A 14,301-nucleotide genomic window follows, 5' to 3' on the forward strand; every position below is an offset into this window, starting at 1 on the left:
GAGCCGGCCGGGCCCCTGCGGGGCGCGGTCACCGGTGACGCACGGGCATACGGTGCAGCGAACGAGAAGGTGAGCACGACCATATGATCGCCGAGTCCATGTACCAGGAGCTGATCCTGGAACATTACAAGCATCCACAGGGGCGAGGTCTCAGGGACCCGTACGACGCCGAGGTTCACCACGTGAACCCGACGTGCGGCGACGAGATCACCATGCGTGTGAAGGTGGGCGACGGCGGCAAGGTCGAGGACGTCTCCTACGACGGCCAGGGCTGTTCGATCAGCCAGGCCGCCGCCTCCGTTCTGCACGAGCTGACCACGGGCTCGACCGTGGACGAGACGCTCGCCGTGGTGGACGAGTTCACCCGGCTCATGCAGGGCAGGGGCAAGGTGGAGGCCGACGAGGACGTGCTCGGGGACGCCGTGGCGTTCGCCGGGGTCGCCAAGTTCCCCGCCCGGGTGAAGTGCGCTCTACTGGCTTGGATGGCCTACAAGGACGCGGTCGTTAGGAGTTCTAAATGAGCAAGGCTGTTGAGACGCCGACGACGGCGTATGACGGAGATGTCTCCCTCGACGAGATCATGGAGGCCCTCAAGGACGTCGTGGACCCCGAGCTGGGCATCAACGTGGTCGACCTGGGCCTGATCTACGGGGTCAACCTCGACGCCGCGGCGCCCGGCACCCCGCCGATCGCCACCATCGACATGACGCTGACCAGCGCGGCCTGCCCGCTGACCGACGTCATCGAGGACCAGGCGCACTCCGCCCTGGACGGCATGGTCTCCGATGTGAAGATCAACTGGGTCTGGCTGCCGCCGTGGGGCCCGGACAAGATCACCGATGAGGGTCGCGAGCAGCTCCGCATGCTCGGATTCAACGTTTGATCCGCACTTCCAGGTACGGCTCGCGCCCTCGGGTGCGAGCCGTACCGAATTATGTGAGAGGATGCCCGGTGCCGGGAAGAAAAGCCCGGCACGGAGTGTTGACTCCATTCGACGGACAAGCGTCCATCTCATGATGGACGCCCCGACCGAGCCTGGCACTGCGAACGCCGGGTATGCTTGATCGTGGTTTGACTGCGTGCGGGTAAGCTAGACCCGCCCCGTGCGGTGCGCCTCGACTTGCACCGCACTACCGCCCCCATGTGGGTGTTGATTGAGCGCGGCCTCAGGCCGCGCGTTCCAGGCTCGTCCTTTCGCAGAAGTGACGTGCCCCGTACTTCTATCGAAAGGCACGAGTCTTCGTGACCATGCTTGACGCTGCCCTGCCCGAAATCACCGAGATCTCTGAGGCCCCCGCCGGCCCGTCCGAGTTCACGCTCCTCGGCCTGCCGAAGCCGCTGGTGACCGGGCTTTCCCGCCAGGGCATCGACAGTCCCTTCCCCATCCAGCGGGCCACGATCCCCGACATTCTCGCTGGAAGTGACGTCCTCGGTCGCGGCCAGACCGGCTCCGGCAAGACGCTGGCCTTCGGTCTGCCCATGATGACCCGCATCTCCGGTTCCAAGGCCCGCCCCGGCCACCCGCTGGCCATCATCCTGGTGCCGACCCGCGAGCTGGCCATGCAGGTCACCGACGCGCTCGAGCCCCTCGGCCGCGGTCTGTCCCTGCGGATGAAGACCGTCGTCGGCGGCATGTCCATGGGCCGCCAGATCGAGGCCCTGCGTCGTGGTGTCGAGGTCGTCGTGGCCACGCCGGGCCGCCTCACCGACCTGATCCAGCAGGGCGAGTGCACGCTGGACGAGGTCCGCGTGACCGTCCTGGACGAGGCCGACCACATGTGCGACCTCGGATTCTTCCCGGTCGTCAGCGCGATCCTCCAGCAGACCCCGTCCGACAGCCAGCGCCTGCTGTTCTCGGCCACCCTCGACGGCGACGTCGACAAGCTCGTCCGGCGCTTCCTCACCAACCCGGTGACCCACTCGATGTCCCCGGCCCTGTCGTCGGTGGACACCATGGAGCACCACGTGCTCGAGGTTCACCGCGACGACAAGTTCCCGGTGACCGCCGAGATCGCCAACCGCGAGGGCCGGACGATCATGTTCGTGCGCACCCAGCACGGAGTGGACCGTCTCTGCAAGCAGCTCGCCCAGGTCGGCATCAAGGCCGGCGGCCTGCACGGCGGCAAGCGCCAGAACCAGCGCACCCGCATCCTGGCCGAGTTCAAGGAAGGTGCGATCAACGTTCTGGTCTGCACCGACGTCGCGGCCCGCGGCATCCACGTCGACAACATCAGCCTGGTGCTGCACGTCGACCCGCCGCAGGACCACAAGAGCTACCTGCACCGTGGTGGCCGTACCGCTCGTGCGGGGGAGAAGGGCACCGTCATGACGCTGGTGCTCCCCAACGAGCGTCGCTCCACCGACGCGATGACCCGTCGCGCCGGCATCAAGCCGTTCCGCATCAAGGCGACCCCGGGCCACCCGCGCCTGGAGGAGGCCGCCGGTGCGCGCCGTCCCAGTGGCGAGCCGATCCCGGTCTGGGAGCCCTCGGCCCCCGCGACCAAGCAGCGTCAGCGCCGTGAGGGCTTCGGCGGCAGCGGTGGCGGTGGCGGCCGTGGCCCGCGCCGGTTCCGTGAGCGTCCCACTCACAGCGGTGGCGGCGAGGGCTACCAGCCCCGTGAGCGTCCCGCCGGTGACGACAACCGCGGCGGCGCCGCGAGTGGCGGCTACCGCTCCGACCGTCCGGCGAGCGACCGCCCCACCGGTGGTGGCTACCGTTCGGACCGTCCGGCCGGTGACCGTCAGCCGTTCCGCGCCGACAGGCCGAGCACGGGCGGCGGCTACCGCTCCGACCGTCCGGCCAGTGACCGCCCCACCGGTGGTGGCTACCGTTCGGACCGTCCGGCGGGCGACCGTCAGCCGTTCCGCGCCGAGGGCCGTCCCGACAACCGCGGTGGTGGCCACTACGGCCGCTGATCATCTCAGCGATTGATCAACGCATAGAACGACCCTGAAAGGGCCGGTACGGCAGTCGCCGTACCGGCCCTTCTGTCATCTCCGACGGGGAGCCACCGATGCCGCGGGCGGGTGGGCGATCCCTGTCTCCGGACGTCTCCGGGCCGGGCAGGGCTTGATGGAAACCCCGGGGCCGGTGAGGGGCGACGGGTTTTTCCAAGGGCGGGCAGGACGCGGGGAGAAAATTGTTGGACGGCCGAGGAGGAGACTGCCAACCTCTGATCATGACGACGCGAACGTTCGAGGAGCTGGTCGCCGAGGCCGCGTCCGTCTCGGTCGACGGCTGGGACTTCTCCTGGCTGGACGGCCGGGCGACGGAGGAGCGTCCCTCATGGGGTTACTCACGGCTCGTGGAGGAGCGGATGGCGCACGCCGTCGCCGCACTCGACATCCAGACCGGTGGGGGTGAGGTGCTCGCCGGTGTTCCGCGGCTCCCCACCCTGACGGTCGCCACGGAGTCCTGGCCCCCCAACGTCGCGCTCGCCACCGCGAGGCTGCGACCACGGGGGGTCGCGGTCGTCGTCGCCGACGAGCCGAGGCTTCCGTTCGGTGACGACGTCTTCGACCTGGTGATCAGCCGCCACCCGGTGACCACGTGGTGGGAGGAGATCGCCCGGGTGCTCCAGCCTGGAGGAACGTATCTCTCCCAGGAGGTCGGCCCGGGGAGCGTCGGGGAGCTGACGGAGTTCTTCATGGGACCGCAACCGTCCGGCTCGGCCCGTGACCCCGAACGTGCCAGGGTGGCGGCCGAGGCCGCCGGTCTCGAGGTGGTCGACCTTCGCCCGGAGTCCCTGCGCATGACGTTTCGCGACATCGGCGCCGTGATCTACTTCCTGCGGAAGGTGATCTGGATCGTGCCGGGGTTCACCGTCGACCGGTACCGCGGCGAACTCGAGACCCTCCACGACCGGATCCTGGCGACGGGGCCCTTCGAAGCGCATTCGACGCGGTTTCTCATCGAGGCCCGCAAACCGGCCTGACGGCCCGCGGGCTCGCGCGGCGAAAACCGAGTCGGACGATCCTTGAACCGGTCCGACCGCCCCCGGCTCATGGGGCGAAGATCGAGGCGGACGGTCCCTGGTTGCGGGCAACCAGGGACCGCCGGTGTCACGGCGGCGAGGGAACCGCCGCCGACGGCTCCTCGCCGAGGACGCGATGGCCGCACTCGCGGTTGCCTCGTCCCCGAACGCTCCGGTCGGAGCGACTTCCTGGGTGCCGCTGTCCGGCATGCTCACCCCCGTTGTCCGGAAACGCAGAGTGATCAATCGGAGACTTACGGCCAGAGTCATGGGTGAGTAAAAAGGCTGATTTGTATCTGTGCAGGTGAGGTGATCATTGGGGTCGGGTCATTTGCGTACGGCCTGTGACACCGAACAGGCTCGGTCGGACTCGCGTTGACTTGTATAAGTCCTTGCTGAAATTCTGATGTCTGTGCATGCGTTCGATGTCCTGGGGGATCCGGTCCGGCGCCGGATCCTGGAGCTGCTCGCCGACGGCGAGCAGGCGGCCGGCGCGATCAGCGCGATCGTTCAGGAGGAGTTCGGGATCTCCCAGCCGGGGGTGTCGCAGCACCTGCGAGTGCTGCGCGAGAACGGCTTCGCGACGGTCCGGGCCGAAGGCACCCGCCGCCTGTACGCCGTCGATCCCGCGCCCCTGCGGGAGGTCGACGTGTGGCTCGAACGCTACCGGCGCTTCTGGACCCCGCACCTGGACGCGCTGGCCACCGAGCTCGCACGGGGCAAACGCGCCCGGCGCATGGCCGGTGAATCCGGGGGCGCTTCCGGAGCGGAGCCGGTGAAGCCGGGGAGCGTGCCGGAGCGGGGCCGGTGAAGCCGGGGAGCCAGGGGAAGTCCATGAACCCCGGAAACCCATGAACCCCGGAAACCCATGAACCCCGGGAATGCGGCCCGGCGTGGGGTCGGCGACGCCGGCTGAGGCCGGGCGCCGCCTGCCGGCGCCCATCGGGTCCATTCGTGGCATGTCGATGACCCCGGGATGCCGGTGCCCGTCGAGATCTATCCGTGCGGGACGCCGGAGGGCGGGGGAGCGGTGCTGCCGCGGGGGGTGAGGCGAGCCGCCTCGTCCTCGAAGGCGCCCACGTCCTCCCCGGCGATCAGGGCGAGCAGCCGGCGGGCCGCGTGCCCGCCGTACGCCGAGATGTCGCGGCTGAGGGCGGTGAGCGGGGGCCGGACCACCTGGGAGAGCGGTGAGTCGTCCCAGGCGACGATGGACAGGTCGCGCGGGACGTCCAGGCGCAGGTCCTGGGCCGCCGACAGCCCGGCCACGGCCATGATGTCGTTGTCGTAGACGATCGCGGTGGGCCGGTCGGGGGAGCTGAGCAGCCGCCGGGTGGCGCGCGCGCCCTCCTCGCCGGTGTAGTCGGTGTGCACCGTCACCTGCTCGGCCACGCCCTCGCAGGCCTCGGCGAACGCCCGGTCCCGCAGCGCCGTGTGGACCAGGCGGGGCAGTCCGGCGACCCTGGCGATCCTGCGATGCCCCAGCGCGACCAGGTATTCCACCGTCTCCCGCACGGCGCCGCCGTCGTCGGACCAGACGGAGACCAGCGCCCCCGACTCCGACGGATGGCCGATCACCACGGTCGGCAGCCCCAGCGCCTCGAACTCGGCCACCCGGGGGTCGCCGACGTGCAGGTCGACGAGGATGGCGCCGTCGACGCGGCCCTCTCCCCACCAGCGGCGGTAGACCGCGACCTCCTGCTGGTGGTCGCCGACCACCTGGAGCATGAGCGCGTAGGAGCGGGCGGAGAGCTCGCCCTCGATCCCGCTGATGAGCTCCATGAAAAACGGCTCCATGCCGAGGGTGCGGGCGGGACGGCACAGGGCCAGGCCGACGGCGCCCGCCCGCGCGCCGTTCAGCGCCCGGGCGGCGCTGTTGGGGCGCCAGCCGATCTCCTCGGCGATCGCCATGATCCTGGCGCGGGTGCTCTCCGAGACGCCGGGCTGCCCGTTGAGGGCATAGGAGACCGCTCCCTTGGAGACTCCGGCCTGCCTGGCGACGTCGGCGATCGTCGGTCTTCTCATGATCCCCCTCGTTGACGGAGGCGATTATAGCTGAACCGGTCCAGTTGCCTATTGACACCTTCGACACATGGACTTTACGGTCGCGTTACTTATCCGGTTCAGAAAGTGCATGCGATCGCGGCCTTCGACTGGGAGCGCTCCCATGCCGGAAAGGGGAACGTCGATGCGGACTCGATGGAGATTGTTCGTCCTCGGCGCGGCGACCTGCCTGGTCGCCGCCGGCTGCACGGGGGGTTCCACGCAGCCGTCCGCCCCGAGCGGGGCGCCGCAGGCCTCGGGCGGCGCGGCCCCGGCCCCGGCGGGGGGCGGGGCGGACGCGGCGAACGCGGCGTTCCCGCGTAACGAGACGCTGTACACCAGCGGCACCCAGTGGGGCCCGCCGGCCAACTGGAACCCCCTGCGGACCTGGGACTCGGCCACCGGCACCAAGGGCCTCGTCTACGAGACGCTGTTCCTGTACGACCCCCAGACCGACAGGTTCACGCCCTGGCTGGCGGAGAACGGCACCTGGACCGGCGACAAGACCTACGAGCTCAAGCTGCGCAAGGGGGTCACCTGGGCGGACGGCAAGCCCTTCACCGCCGCCGACGTGGTCTTCACCGTCGAGCTCGGCAAGATGAAGACCGTCCCCTACGCCAACCTGTGGACCTGGCTGGAGAAGGCGGAGGCGACCGACGACCAGACGGTGACGTTCACCTTCTCCAAGGCCAACTACCAGCAGTGGGCCAACTGGGTCTACAACAACGCGATCGTCCCCAAGCACCTCTGGGAGGGGCGCTCCGAGGACGAGGTGATGAACGGGACGAACGAGAAGCCGATCGGCACGGGGCCATATGCCTACCACAGCCACGACCAGGACCGCATGGCCTGGGTCAAGCGTGACGGCTGGTGGGCCACGGCGGCGCTGGGCAGGGACGTCAAGCCCAAATACGTCGTCGACATCGTCAACTCCAGCAACGAGGTGGCGATGGGCCTGCTGCTGCAGAAGGGCCTCGACCTCAGCAACAACTTCCTGCCCGGGATCGCCAACCTGGTCAAGGGGAACTTCGGCATCCAGTCCTACTATCCCGAGCCCCCCTACATGCTGTCGGCCAACACGGCCTTCCTGGTCCCCAACACCACGAAGAAGCCGATGGACGACCCCGCCTTCCGCAAGGCGATCGCCAACTCCATCGACACCAAGAAGATCGTCGAGGGCGTCTACGGCAACCTGGTCAAGGCGTCCGGCCCTACGGGCCTGCTGCCCCAGTGGGACAAGTACGTCGACACGGCGGTGGTGAGCGAGAAGGGCTTCGCCTTCGACACGGGCAAGGCGAAGAAGCTCCTGGCCGACGCGGGCTACAAGGACACCGACGGCGACGGGTTCGTGGAGAACAAGGACGGTTCCAAGGCCTCGCTGAAGATCATCGTCCCGGCCGGGTGGACCGACTGGATGGAGGCCTCCCGGGTCATCGCCGAGGGCGCCAAGGCCGCCGGGATCGACCTCACCCCCGAGTTCCCCGACTACAACGCGCTGGTGGACCAGCGGGGGTCCGGCAAGTTCGACCTGCTGCTCAACAACGAGCGGCAGCTGTCCAACACGCCCTGGATGTACTACGACTACATCTTCCAGCTGCCGGTCAACAAGCTGCAGAACACCGTCAACTTCGGCCGCTACGAGAACAAGAAGGCCTGGGACCTCGTCCAGGAGCTCGACGGCAAGAAGGTCGACGACGTCGAGGGGATGAAGCAGGTCGCCTCGGAGATCCAGAAGATCCAACTGGACGATCTTCCGGTGATCCCGCTCTGGTACAACGGCCTGTGGGCCCAGACCAGCAACGCGGTCTGGACGAACTGGCCGTCCTCGGCGGCGGGCACGCCCAAGTCCCCGCCGGCAATGTGGCGCAACTGGCTCGAACTCGGCGGCGTCCTGACCCTGACCGACCTGAAGCCGGCAGGCGGCTGACCGACGATCCTCACCCCCTTCCCCGCGCCGTCCGCCGGAGTGCTCCGCGCGGGGGAGGGGCCCCATCTCGCCGATTCGGGAGGATCGTTTGCGACGCTATTTCGGCAGGAAGCTGCTCGTCTACGGGCTCACCTTCCTCGTGGCGGTCACGATCAACTGGATGATCCCGCGCTTCATGCCGGGGGATCCCGTGCAGAGCATGCTCGCCAGGGCCAACGTCTCGCAGCCCGCCGCCGTGGAGGCGATGCGCGCGCACTACACGAACCTGTTCGGGCTCGACCTGCCGCTCTGGAAGCAGTACGGCAACTTCTGGGCCGCGCTGTTCCAGGGTGATCTGGGCACCAGCATCTGGCTGTTCCCGACGCCCGTGACCGACGTCATCATGCGGGCGGTGCCGTACACGCTGGCACTGCTCATCCCGGCCATCCTGCTCAGCTGGTGGGCGGGCAACAGGTTCGGCGCGTTCGCGGCCAGGCGCAAGTGGCTGGACAACACCGTGCTGCCGATCGGCTACGTGCTCACCGCGACCCCCTACATGTGGCTGGCCATCCTGCTGGCCTGGGGGCTGGGCATCGTCGCGGGGGTCTTCCCCGTCTCGGGCGGCTACAGCTTCGCCATGCGGCCCAACCTGTCGTGGGAGTTCGTGGGAGACCTCGCGCTCCACTGGTTCCTGCCGTTCGTCTCGCTCTTCCTCGTCGCGTTCGGCGGGTGGGCGATCGGCATGCGCAACATGATCATTTATGAGCTGGAGGCCGACTACTCCACCTACCTGTCCTCGCTCGGGGCGCCCCAGCGCCTGATCCGGCGCTACGCGTTCAGGAACGCCGTCCTGCCGCAGATCACCGGCCTGGCCCTGCAACTCGGCGTGCTCGTGGCGGGCGCCCTGGTCACCGAGATCGTCTTCTCCTATCCGGGGCTCGGCCACCTGATCCTCCAGGCGATCCAGAACCAGGACTTCTTCCTGCTCCAGGGTGCCTTCCTGTTCATCGTCGTGGGCGTGCTGGCAGCCAACTTCATCATCGACGTCGTCTACGTCCTGGTCGATCCCCGCACCAGGACCGGGATGGGAGGCGAGGCGGCATGACGGCCGTTCCCGCGAGGCGCCACGAGGGCCTGTACTTCGCGATCCGCAACGGCAAGCTCCTGGCGGGGCTGGTCGTGCTGGTCCCGCTGATCATTCTGGCCGCCGCCGGTCCGATGCTCGTCGAGGGCGACCCGAACGCCTATGTCGGCATCCCCGCCTCCGCACCCTCGGCCGAGCACTGGTTCGGCACCACCATGTTCGGCCAGGACGTCTTCGCCCAGTTCCTGTACGGCATGCGGGTCACCTTCGTGGTGGGGCTGCTCGGCGGAGGGCTGGCCGCGATCATCGGCATGGTGATCGGCTTCACCGCCGGCTACCGGGGCGGGCTGGTCGACGAGGTGCTGAACATGCTCACCAACATCGTCCTGGTCCTGCCCGCGCTGGCCGTACTCCTGATCGTCAACGCCTACCTGGGCATCCGCAGCGTCGGCGTGCAGGCGCTCTTCATCGGGCTCACCTCCTGGCCCTGGGCGGCCAGGGCCATCAGGGCCCAGACGTTCTCGCTGCGCTCGCGGGACTTCGTGGACCTGGCCCGGCTGAGCGGGGTCCGCACCTGGAAGATCATCGCCAGGGAGATCGCGCCCAACATGAGCTCCTACCTGTTCATGACGTTCATCCTGCTGTTCGGCGGGTCGATCCTGATCGCCGCCTCGCTCGACTTCATCGGGCTCGGGCCGAGCCAGGGCGTCTCGCTCGGCCTGATGCTCAACAACGCGGCCCGCTGGAGCGCGCTCCACCTGGGCATGTGGTGGTGGTTCGTGCCTCCGGGGGCCGGAATCACCGCCATCGTCGGCGCCCTCTACGTCACGAACGTCGGCCTGGACGAGGTGTTCAACCCGAAGCTGAGGGAGCTGTGATGACCGAGACCGTGCTCGTCCCGGGGGAGAAGGCCCCATGACCCTGCGCGTCGACGACCTGCGGGTCCACTACCGGACCCTGCGGGGCGAGGTGAAGGCGATCGACGGCGTCACCTTCGACGTCGGCGACGGGGAGATCCTGGGGCTGGCCGGGGAGTCGGGCTGCGGCAAGACCACCCTCGGCAAGAGCCTGATCAGGATGGACGGCCGGATGCGGCTGGCCGGAGGCACCGCCGAACTCGACGGCGAGGAGCTGCCGATCGGCGACGACCACCGGATGAACCCCTTCCGCTTCACCAAGGTGTCGATCATCCCGCAGTACTCCATGAGCGCCATGAACCCCACCCGCAGGATCGGCAGGATGGTCGCCGAGCTGCTCCGCTCTCGCGGGCGGCACCTGGACACCGACGAGCTGGGACGCCGCCTGGACCTGGTCGAGCTGCCGCGAGAGGTCCTCCAGCGGTATCCGATCGAGCTGTCCGGCGGCATGAAGCAGCGGATGGTCATGGTCATCTCCACCCTGCTCGACCCCTCCCTGCTCATCGCCGACGAGATCACCTCCGCGCTCGACGTGTCGACCCAGAAGGCCGTGGCCAGGACCCTCGTGGAGTTCCGGGACCGCGGATTCGTGCGCAGCATGATCTTCATCACCCACGACATCTCGCTGACCTACCAGATCGCCGACACGATCATGGTCATGTACGCGGGGAAGCTGGCCGAGAAGGCCCCGGCGGGCGTGATCGTCGGCGAGCCCCGCCATCCCTACACCCGGTTGCTGATCTCCTCGCTGCCGGAGGTCGGCGTCCGCTACACCGATCGCCGGCTCTCGGGCATCCCCGGCGAGCCGCCCTCGCTGCTGGATCCGCCCGCCGGGTGCCGGTTCAGGGACCGATGCCCCCTGGCGTTCGGCAAGTGCGCCGAGGAACCCCCGGTGGTCGAGGTCGAACCCGGCCACCACGTCGCATGCTGGAAGGCCTGATGCTGAGACTCGACGGGGTCACGAAGACCTACAAGGTGGGCGCCTTCGGCGGCAGGACCATGACCGCCGTCGACGACGTGAGCTTCGACCTGCGGCCGGGGGAGGTGGTCTCGCTCATCGGGGAGAGCGGCAGCGGCAAGACCACCATCGGCAGGATGATCCTCGGGCTGACGCCTCCTTCCGGCGGCTCGATCACCCTCGACGGGGCCCGCGCCACGCCCGGCAAGGCCTACTACCGCCACGTCCAGGGCGTCTTCCAGGATCCGTTCAGCTGCTACAACCCGGTCTTCAAGGTCGACCACGTGCTCCAGATGATCAAGAACGAGTACTTCCCCGGGGTCGCCGCCTCCGAGTGGGAGGGCAGGATCACCGAATCGCTCAGGGAGGTCAGGCTCAACCCCGGCCAGGTCCTCGGCAAATATCCGCACCAGCTCAGCGGCGGCCAGCTCCAGCGCCTGCTGATCGCCAGGGCGCTCCTGCTCGACCTCAGGTTCCTGGTCGCCGACGAGATCACCAGCATGCTGGACGCTTCCACGAGGATCGACGTCCTCAACCTGCTCGCCGACCTGAAGTCGCGGGGCCTCGGCGTGCTGTTCGTCACCCACGACCTCTCGCTGGGCAACTACATCAGCGAGCGGGCCGTGGTCCTGTACCGGGGACAGGTGGTCGAGTCGGGCCCCACCGAGATGGTGTTCGGCAACCCCCTGCACCCCTACACGATCAAGCTGCTGTCCTCGGTGCCGCAGCTCACCACCAAATGGGACGACGCGCCCGCCGCCCTCCGCGACGACGGGCCCGCCGCGCCCTCCACACTGGTGGAGGCCGAACCGGGGCATCTCGTCCGGCAGGATGATGCGCCCACACGATTGAGGAGCGTGAGTTGAGAACTCTGCACGACGGCTGGACTCTTTCCCAGGTGGGCTCCGAGGGCTCCGAGACAGGCACCGAGGCGGGGAAGGAGATCTCCCGCGTCGCGGCCACGGTGCCGGGGTGCGTGCACACCGACCTGCTGGCCGCCGGGCTGATCGAGGACCCCTACCTGGACGACAACGAGACCCGGCTGACCTGGATAGGCCGCTCCGGCTGGGACTACGAGACGACGTTCGTCTGGCACGCCGACGAGCACGAGCGGACCGACCTGGTCTGCGAGGGGCTCGACACGGTCGCCACGGTGGTGCTCAACGGCGTCGAGGTCGCGGTCACGGCCAACCAGCACCGTTCCTACGGCTTCGCCGTACGGGATCTGCTTCTGGAGGGGAAGAACACGCTGCGGGTGCGGTTCGCCTCGCCGTACGAGTACATCGAGGCGCGCCGAGCCGAGCTCGGCGACAGGCCGGGCTCCTACGACGACCGCTACCAGTTCATCAGGAAGATGGCCTGCAACTTCGGCTGGGACTGGGGGCCGGCGGTGGTCACCTCCGGCATCTGGCGGCCGATCGGGCTGCGGTCGTGGAGCGGGGCCCGGCTGGCGTCGGTCCGGCCGCTGGTGAGCGGTGACGGGCGGGTCGAGGTGCACGTCACGATCGAGCGCGCGTCCGCCGGCACGGCCTCCGGGGCGTCCACCGGCACAGCCTCCGAGGCGGCCTCCGGCACGGGTCCTGGCACGACCTCCGGCACGGACTCCGGCGCGACCTCCGGGGCGGACGGGCGGCCGGAGGAGCCCCCGTTGACGGTCACGGCCTCGGTCGCGGGCATCGAGCACGAGGTACGGCTGGCACCCGGCGAGAACGAGGCCGTCCTGACGCTCCAGGTGCCGGACCCGGAGCTGTGGTGGCCCCGCGGCTACGGCGAGCAGACGCGCTACGAGCTCGTCGTCGGCCTCGGCGAGGAGACCTGGAGCCGGCGGATCGGTTTCCGCGACGTTCACCTGGACCGGACGGACGAGGCGTTCACCCTCGCCGTCAACGGCGTCCCGGTGTTCGTGCGCGGGGTGAACTGGATCCCCGACGACTGCTTCCCCGCCCGGGTCACCCGCGAGCGGCTGGCCGAGCGGTTCGGCCAGGCCCTCGCGGCGAACGTGAACCTCCTGCGGGTCTGGGGCGGAGGCCTGTACGAGAGCGAGGACTTCTACGACCTGGCCGACGAGCTCGGCCTGCTGGTCTGGCAGGACTTCCCGTTCGCCTGCGCCGCCTACCCGGAGGAGGAGCCCTTCGCGGCCGAGGTGGAGGCCGAGGCGCGCGAGAACGTCACCCGCCTGGCCTGGCGTCCCTCGCTGATCCTGTGGTGCGGCAACAACGAGAACATCGAGGGCCACGCCGACTGGGGCTGGCAGGAGGAGCTGGGCGAGCGCACCTGGGGGGCGGGCTTCTACTACGACCTGCTGCCCTCCGTGGTGGCCGAGCTCGACCCGACCCGCCCCTACTGGCCGGGCAGCCCCTACTCCGGCCGTCCCGACCTGCCGCCCAGGGACCCCGAACGCGGCACCGTCCACATCTGGGACGTCTGGAACCGCGAGGACTACACCCGCTACGCCGCCTACCGCCCCCGGTTCGTGGCCGAGTTCGGCTTCCAGGGCCCGCCCGCCTACGCCACCCTGCGCGGGGCCGTCTCCGACGACCCCCTCACCCCCTCCTCGCCCGGCGTCCTGCACCACCAGAAGGCCGCCGACGGCAACGCCAAACTCCTGCGAGGTCTGGGCGACCACCTGCCCCGGCCGGAGACCTTCGACGACTGGCACTATCTCACCCAGCTCAACCAGGCGCGGGCGATGGCCTTCGGCATCGAGCGGTTCCGGGCGCTGGCGCCGTACTGCATGGGCACGATCGTCTGGCAGCTCAACGACTGCTGGCCGGTCACCTCCTGGGCCGCGATCGACGGGCAGGGCCGCCGCAAGCCGCTGTGGTACGCGCTGCGCCGTGTCTACGCCGACCGCCTGCTCACGGTCCAGGACGGCGCCGTGGCGGTGGTCAACGACAGCGCGGAGCCGTGGGCGGGCGAGCTGGAGCTCCTGCGGCTCGGCCTGACCGGTGAGCCGCTGGCCAAGGAGACCGTCAGGGTCGAGGTGGCGCCCCGCTCCGTGGCGAGGATCCCGATCCCCGAGGGCGTCGCCACGCCCGGGAATCCGGCCGCCGAACTGCTGGCCGCACGGCTGGGGGAGCACCGGGTCCTGGAGTTCTTCGCCGAGGACCCGGAGGTCGACTTCCCCGTCGCGGCCTACGAGACCGAGGTGATCCCCTCGGGAGACGGCCTGGACGTCACGATCACCGCCCGGACCGTCCTGCGCGACCTGGCCCTGTTTCCCGACCGCCTCGATCCCGCCTCCTCGGTCGACGACATGCTCCTGACCCTGCTCCCCGGAGAGAGCGTCACCCTCCACGTGACCGGTTCGCCCGATCCCGCCGCCCTTGTCGCCCGCCCGGTGCTCAGATGCGTCAACGACTGACCGGCCGTTCCTTCTCATGTGACCGATTCGTGTCCCACGGTGTGGACGCGCACGCGAG

12 protein-coding genes are annotated in these 14,301 nt (G+C 69.2%); 11 read left to right on the forward strand and 1 reads right to left on the reverse strand.

Going from position 1 to position 14,301, the window contains the following annotated elements; all coding sequences use genetic code 11:
* The first annotated feature begins 83 nt into the window (after positions 1–83).
* From sufU to DKM19_RS14955, 5 genes are all read left to right on the forward strand, one after another.
* Positions 84–521, forward strand: coding sequence for a Fe-S cluster assembly sulfur transfer protein SufU (gene sufU / locus DKM19_RS14935; protein WP_089210278.1), 438 nt, complete (start codon positions 84–86; stop codon positions 519–521).
* On the forward strand, positions 518–883 hold the full coding sequence (locus DKM19_RS14940; protein WP_089210277.1) for a metal-sulfur cluster assembly factor: 366 nt from the start codon (positions 518–520) through the stop codon (positions 881–883). The genes sufU and DKM19_RS14940 overlap by 4 nt, the downstream gene beginning before the upstream one ends.
* Positions 884–1,248: 365 nt before the next feature.
* Positions 1,249–2,916, forward strand: coding sequence for a DEAD/DEAH box helicase (locus DKM19_RS14945; RefSeq protein ID WP_110705729.1), 1,668 nt, complete (start codon positions 1,249–1,251; stop codon positions 2,914–2,916).
* A 263-nt stretch (positions 2,917–3,179) separates the two neighbouring features.
* Positions 3,180–3,935, forward strand: a complete 756-nt coding sequence (locus DKM19_RS14950; protein ID WP_110696208.1) for a class I SAM-dependent methyltransferase — start codon at positions 3,180–3,182, stop codon at positions 3,933–3,935.
* Positions 3,936–4,380: 445 nt separating this feature from the next.
* Positions 4,381–4,785 (forward strand): ArsR/SmtB family transcription factor, encoded by a 405-nt coding sequence (locus DKM19_RS14955; RefSeq protein ID WP_369988901.1) that lies wholly within the window; start codon positions 4,381–4,383, stop codon positions 4,783–4,785.
* 185 nt (positions 4,786–4,970) lie between these two features.
* Here DKM19_RS14955 and DKM19_RS14960 read toward each other — a convergent pair whose 3' ends face one another.
* Complete coding sequence (locus DKM19_RS14960; RefSeq protein WP_110696209.1) at positions 4,971–5,996, reverse strand: LacI family DNA-binding transcriptional regulator; 1,026 nt, start codon at positions 5,994–5,996, stop codon at positions 4,971–4,973.
* 163 nt (positions 5,997–6,159) lie between these two features.
* Between DKM19_RS14960 and DKM19_RS14965 the strand changes: the two genes are divergently transcribed.
* The 6 genes from DKM19_RS14965 to DKM19_RS14995 all read left to right on the forward strand — a co-directional run bounded on the left by DKM19_RS14965 (position 6,160) and on the right by DKM19_RS14995 (position 14,243).
* The gene (locus DKM19_RS14965) at positions 6,160–7,941 is read left to right on the forward strand and encodes an ABC transporter substrate-binding protein (RefSeq protein ID WP_110696210.1); all 1,782 of its coding nucleotides are present in this window, start codon (positions 6,160–6,162) and stop codon (positions 7,939–7,941) included.
* A gap of 88 nt (positions 7,942–8,029) precedes the next feature.
* On the forward strand, positions 8,030–9,025 hold the full coding sequence (locus tag DKM19_RS14970) for an ABC transporter permease (RefSeq protein WP_089210274.1): 996 nt from the start codon (positions 8,030–8,032) through the stop codon (positions 9,023–9,025).
* Complete coding sequence (locus DKM19_RS14975) at positions 9,022–9,882, forward strand: ABC transporter permease (RefSeq protein ID WP_110696211.1); 861 nt, start codon at positions 9,022–9,024, stop codon at positions 9,880–9,882. The genes DKM19_RS14970 and DKM19_RS14975 overlap by 4 nt, the downstream gene beginning before the upstream one ends.
* A gap of 37 nt (positions 9,883–9,919) precedes the next feature.
* The gene (locus tag DKM19_RS14980; protein ID WP_110696212.1) at positions 9,920–10,861 is read left to right on the forward strand and encodes an ABC transporter ATP-binding protein; all 942 of its coding nucleotides are present in this window, start codon (positions 9,920–9,922) and stop codon (positions 10,859–10,861) included.
* On the forward strand, positions 10,861–11,745 hold the full coding sequence (locus DKM19_RS14985) for an ATP-binding cassette domain-containing protein (RefSeq protein ID WP_110705731.1): 885 nt from the start codon (positions 10,861–10,863) through the stop codon (positions 11,743–11,745). The genes DKM19_RS14980 and DKM19_RS14985 overlap by 1 nt, the downstream gene beginning before the upstream one ends.
* Positions 11,742–14,243, forward strand: a complete 2,502-nt coding sequence (locus tag DKM19_RS14995) for a glycoside hydrolase family 2 protein (RefSeq protein ID WP_239514260.1) — start codon at positions 11,742–11,744, stop codon at positions 14,241–14,243. Before DKM19_RS14985 ends, DKM19_RS14995 begins: the two co-directional genes overlap by 4 nt.
* The last annotated feature ends 58 nt before the right edge of the window (positions 14,244–14,301 follow it).

The organism is Streptosporangium sp. 'caverna' (genome assembly GCF_003203775.1).
Taxonomy (GTDB): domain Bacteria; phylum Actinomycetota; class Actinomycetes; order Streptosporangiales; family Streptosporangiaceae; genus Streptosporangium; species Streptosporangium subroseum.

Coding starts and splice junctions, on each gene's coding strand:
- sufU (WP_089210278.1), top strand. CDS start 84: ATGATCGCCGAGTCCATGTACCAGGAGCTGATCCTGGAACATTACAAG.
- DKM19_RS14940 (WP_089210277.1), top strand. CDS start 518: ATGAGCAAGGCTGTTGAGACGCCGACGACGGCGTATGACGGAGATGTC.
- DKM19_RS14945 (WP_110705729.1), top strand. CDS start 1,249: ATGCTTGACGCTGCCCTGCCCGAAATCACCGAGATCTCTGAGGCCCCC.
- DKM19_RS14950 (WP_110696208.1), top strand. CDS start 3,180: ATGACGACGCGAACGTTCGAGGAGCTGGTCGCCGAGGCCGCGTCCGTC.
- DKM19_RS14955 (WP_369988901.1), top strand. CDS start 4,381: ATGTCTGTGCATGCGTTCGATGTCCTGGGGGATCCGGTCCGGCGCCGG.
- DKM19_RS14960 (WP_110696209.1), bottom strand. CDS start 5,996: ATGAGAAGACCGACGATCGCCGACGTCGCCAGGCAGGCCGGAGTCTCC.
- DKM19_RS14965 (WP_110696210.1), top strand. CDS start 6,160: ATGCGGACTCGATGGAGATTGTTCGTCCTCGGCGCGGCGACCTGCCTG.
- DKM19_RS14975 (WP_110696211.1), top strand. CDS start 9,022: ATGACGGCCGTTCCCGCGAGGCGCCACGAGGGCCTGTACTTCGCGATC.
- DKM19_RS14980 (WP_110696212.1), top strand. CDS start 9,920: ATGACCCTGCGCGTCGACGACCTGCGGGTCCACTACCGGACCCTGCGG.
- DKM19_RS14985 (WP_110705731.1), top strand. CDS start 10,861: ATGCTGAGACTCGACGGGGTCACGAAGACCTACAAGGTGGGCGCCTTC.